Consider the following 3,956-nt stretch of genomic DNA (forward strand, 5'->3'; position numbering starts at 1 on the left):
CCTGTTCGCGGAGGCGCCGGTCGTCGAGTTCTCCGTCGTCGAACTCGAACGCCCCGTTGCGCCCGAGGAGGTGTGGGCCGCCGGCGTCACCTACGAGATCAGCGAGCAGGCTCGCGAGGAGGAGAGCGGGATGGCCGACGTCTACCTCGACGTGTACGACGCCGAACGCCCGGAGATTTTCTTCAAAGCGACCCCGAGCCGGACGGTCGGCCCCGGCGGCGCGATCGGCGTCCGGGGCGACTCGGACTGGAACGTCCCCGAGCCCGAACTGGGGCTGGTGCTGTACGACGGCGAGATCGTCGGCTACACCGTCGGCAACGACGTGAGCAGCCGCGAGATCGAAGGGGCGAACCCGCTCTACCTCCCACAGGCGAAGGTGTACGACCGCTGCTGCTCGATCGGTCCCTGCGTCGTCGGCGCCGGCAGCGTCCCCGACCCCCACGACCTCGGGATGTCGATGCGCATCGAGCGCGACGGCGAGACCGTGTACGACGACGCCACCTCGACCGCTGAGATGGCCCGGACCTGTGAGGAACTCGCCGACTGCTGGCGCGCCCACAACGCGGTGCCGGAACTGGGCGTACTGCTCACCGGCACCTCGCTCGTCCCCGAGGGCGAGTTCACGCTCCAGCCCGGCGACACGGTCCGCATCGACATCGAGGGGATCGGGGAGCTGGTGAACCCCGTCGTCGAGGTCTGATCGACGGTCGGAGGGCACCGTCACTCGCCGGACGAGGGGGGAGTAGCCGACGCCCCCGCCAGTACCCGCCCGGGGGAGAAGTTCGCTGCCAGACGGAGATATCGCGTTCTGAGAAGGGTCAGCCGCGGCCGCGGTCCGGTCCGGGGCGGTCGCGCTGCGTCGCTGGTCCGTCGGGCCCGCCGCTGGAGCGCCCCGGCCGCGGCTTCGATCGAACGGCGGCGCTCCCGGACCGATAGTTCACGGGGTGGGGGAGTTCGTCACGGCGTGGCCGGGCGGCGATGCCTTCGCGCCTACCACTGCGCGGCGCCGGGCGACGACTGCGGCTATCCGCGCAGGAATCGTTGGGCTTGCCGCGCGACCGCCGTTCGGAACGCCGACTCGTCGATCGCTCGTCCGCCCCCGAACAGCCGGCCGTGCTCCTCGCGGTACACGTCTTCCAGCACGCGCTCCCGGAGTTCGTCGACGGTCGGCGCCTGCCCGCACTCCTCGAGTCGTGTCGCGACGCGCTCGAACCGGCGATCCGTCGCCACCGCGGCCGCCAGCGAGTCCCCGCCCTCGGCGTCGATCGGATTCTCGGACTCTCCAGAAATTTCGGGATTTCTGAGCAGTGCGCGCCCGCCACGCTTGTCGCGAATTACGACGCCCGCGGCGGCGCCGTCGTACCACGCCGATTCGGGGAACCGGTAGCGTTCGGGGTCGAAGTCCCGGCTGTGGAGTTCGCGTTCAACAGCGTTAGCCGGGTCGAGGCCGAGGCGGTCGAAGATGGCTTCGGCAGCGGCCGGTGGCCGGAAGGTGTCGGCATCGCCGGCGGATACATCGGCGCCGAGAAACGGCGGCAGTCTGTCCCAGTCGTAGTCGATCCGCTCGCGGTGGGTCGCCCAGCCGACGAACGTGACGCTGCTCACGTCGTCGACGGCATCTCGGAGCGCCGCACGGTCCAGTCGCTCCCGGACGTGCCGGACCGCGCGGCGACACTGTCGCGGGATCGCGTCGTCGTCGCGGTAGACGCGCTGCTCGCCGCCGAAGCGGATCGCGCCCGACTCCCCGATCCGGAACCGGAGGAGCGACCCCTCGACCGCCTCCAGCAGCCAGAGGTGGCCCGCGAACTCGGGGACGGCCTCGTCGTCGATGGCGGGGATGGGCGGATACTGCTGCACACGTGCGATCGGACGGCTGGCCGGGTATGGGTTCCGGCGGCGACCGGCGGCCCACCACCCTTAATCCGGCCCACACCGAAGCCGTCGGCATGATCACGAGCAGGCGCATGGCCGCGGTCGACCGCAACGCCGCGGCGCTGGGCGTGCCGCTCCGGGTGCTGATGGAGTCCTCGGGCAACGCCGTCGCCCGACGAGTCCGGGAACTGACGGCCCCCGGCGACTCGGTGACGCTGGTCTGCGGCCGGGGGAACAACGGCGGCGACGCGCTCGTCGCTGCACGCTTCCTCGACGACCGCGAGGCCACGGTAAAACTGCTGGGTCGGCCCGAGAGCATCACGACCGAGATCGCGCGGGCGAACTGGGACGCGCTCAAGGCAGCCGACATCGACGTCGAGACCGTGACGGACTCCCGCGCGTTCGACCTCGACGATCCGGACCTGGTCGTCGACGCGATGCTCGGGACGGGAATTACGGGCGAACTCCGGGAGCCGGAAGCCAGCGCGGCCCGCGCGATCAACGACAGCGCGGCGCCAGTCCTTGCGGTGGACGTGCCCTCCGGCGTCGATGCGGATACGGGCGCGACTCCGGGCGGGGTCGTCGAGGCCGAGCACGTCGTCACGTTCCACGACCTGAAGCCGGGGCTCGCCGAGCACGCGGACGTGACCGTCGCGGATATCGGCATCCCCGAAGCTGCCGAGGAGGTAGTCGGTCCCGGAGACGTGGCAGTGCTGGGCGACGGGGGAAGCAGGAAGGGCGAGGGCGGCCGGACGTTCGTGATCGGCGGCGGCCCCTACACCGGCGCGCCCGCACTCGCCGCCGGCGCGTCGCTGTCGGCCGGCGCGGGTCTCGCGTTCGTCGCCTGCCCCGCGTCGGTGTTCGATCCGATCGCGGGCTACTCCGAGGACCTGATCGTCCAGCCCTACGGCGACGGTGAGGAGTCGGCCACGGACCACCTCGAACCAGAACACGTCCCGGAGCTCGTCGAGACGGCCGAGCGCCACGACGACACGGTGATCCTCGGCCCGGGCCTCGGCCGACATCCCGAGACCGAAGACGCCGCCCGGCAGTTCCTCGCCGAGTTCTCCGGCACCGCAGTCGTCGACGCCGACGCGCTCCCCTTGGTGCCCGAGGTCGACACCGACGCGACGCTGGTACTCACGCCGAACCGCTCCGAACTGGCGGAGTTGGGCGGCCCCGAGGCGGACGACCTCGTGGCGCACGCCGACGAGATCCGCGAGCTCGCGGCCGATCTCGGCCACACGATCCTCGCGAAGGGTGAAGTGGACGTGATCACCGACGGCGAGACGGTCCGGCGCTGTCGGGCCGGCACGCCGGGGATGACCGTCGGCGGCACCGGCGACACGCTCGCGGGCGTGGTCGCGGCGCTGCTCGCCCGCGCGGAGCCGTTCGAGGCGGCCTGCGTCGGCAGCTACGTCAACGGCCGCGCCGCCGAGATGCTGGATCGGGGCGACGGCCTGCGCGCGACCGAACTCCAAGAGACCATCCCGGCGGCGCTCGAAGGGGGCGACGATGAGTGAGAACGCCGACTCCGACGACGAACTGACCCACACCACCGACGACGGCGATGTGCAGATGGTTGACGTGGGCGAGAAGCCCGATACCGGCCGGCGCGCGGTCGCACGCGGGGAGATCCGCCTCACCGAGTCGACGATCGCGGCCGTCCGGGCCGACGAAATCGGGAAGGGTGACGTGCTCGCGACCGCCCGGATCGGCGCGATTCAGGCGGTCAAGCACACCTGGGAGACGATCCCGATGTGCCACCAGATCCCGATCACGAACGTGGAGACGGAGTTCTCGGTGGGCGAGGACCGGATCGAACTCGAGGTCGCCGTCGAGACGACCGGGAAGACCGGCTGCGAGATGGAGGCGCTGCAGGGCGTGACGACCGGGCTGAACGTCGTCTGGGACATGGTGAAGGCCGCCGAGAAGGAGGTCGTCGAGGCGTCCGACGAGGTGGAAGCGAGCGGCTACCCCGGGACGGAGATTTCGGGCGTGGAGGTCGTGAGCAAGGAGAAGCGGGAGCTCTGAGGGCGGTTCGTTGGTCGGGTGGTAGGCATGGTTCGATTGTTGGCTGATAG

The 3,956-nt window shown here is 71.0% G+C and carries 4 protein-coding genes; 3 read left to right on the plus strand and 1 reads right to left on the minus strand.

Translation table 11 applies throughout. From position 1 onward, the window contains the following. Nucleotides 1–700 (plus strand): fumarylacetoacetate hydrolase family protein (locus ACFR9S_RS05540; protein WP_379818242.1); only part of this gene is annotated, 700 nt, incomplete at its 5' end. A 323-nt stretch (nucleotides 701–1,023) separates the two neighbouring features. Here ACFR9S_RS05540 and ACFR9S_RS05545 read toward each other — a convergent pair. Beyond that, nucleotides 1,024–1,857 (minus strand): hypothetical protein, encoded by an 834-nt coding sequence (locus ACFR9S_RS05545; RefSeq protein WP_379732680.1) that lies wholly within the window; start codon nucleotides 1,855–1,857, stop codon nucleotides 1,024–1,026. A gap of 89 nt (nucleotides 1,858–1,946) precedes the next feature. On the opposite strand from ACFR9S_RS05545, the gene ACFR9S_RS05550 reads away from it, so the two are divergent. Both ACFR9S_RS05550 and moaC read left to right on the plus strand, forming a co-directional pair. Next, nucleotides 1,947–3,395: an NAD(P)H-hydrate dehydratase gene (locus ACFR9S_RS05550; RefSeq protein WP_379818243.1), complete on the plus strand. Its 1,449-nt coding sequence runs from the start codon at nucleotides 1,947–1,949 to the stop codon at nucleotides 3,393–3,395. Then, a complete protein-coding gene (gene moaC / locus ACFR9S_RS05555; RefSeq protein WP_379733146.1) occupies nucleotides 3,388–3,906 on the plus strand; it encodes a cyclic pyranopterin monophosphate synthase MoaC in 519 nt (172 codons plus the stop codon). Before ACFR9S_RS05550 ends, moaC begins: the two co-directional genes overlap by 8 nt. Nucleotides 3,907–3,956 lie beyond the last annotated feature (50 nt).

This window comes from Halolamina salina, assembly GCF_042678005.1.
GTDB lineage: Archaea > Halobacteriota > Halobacteria > Halobacteriales > Haloferacaceae > Halolamina > Halolamina salina.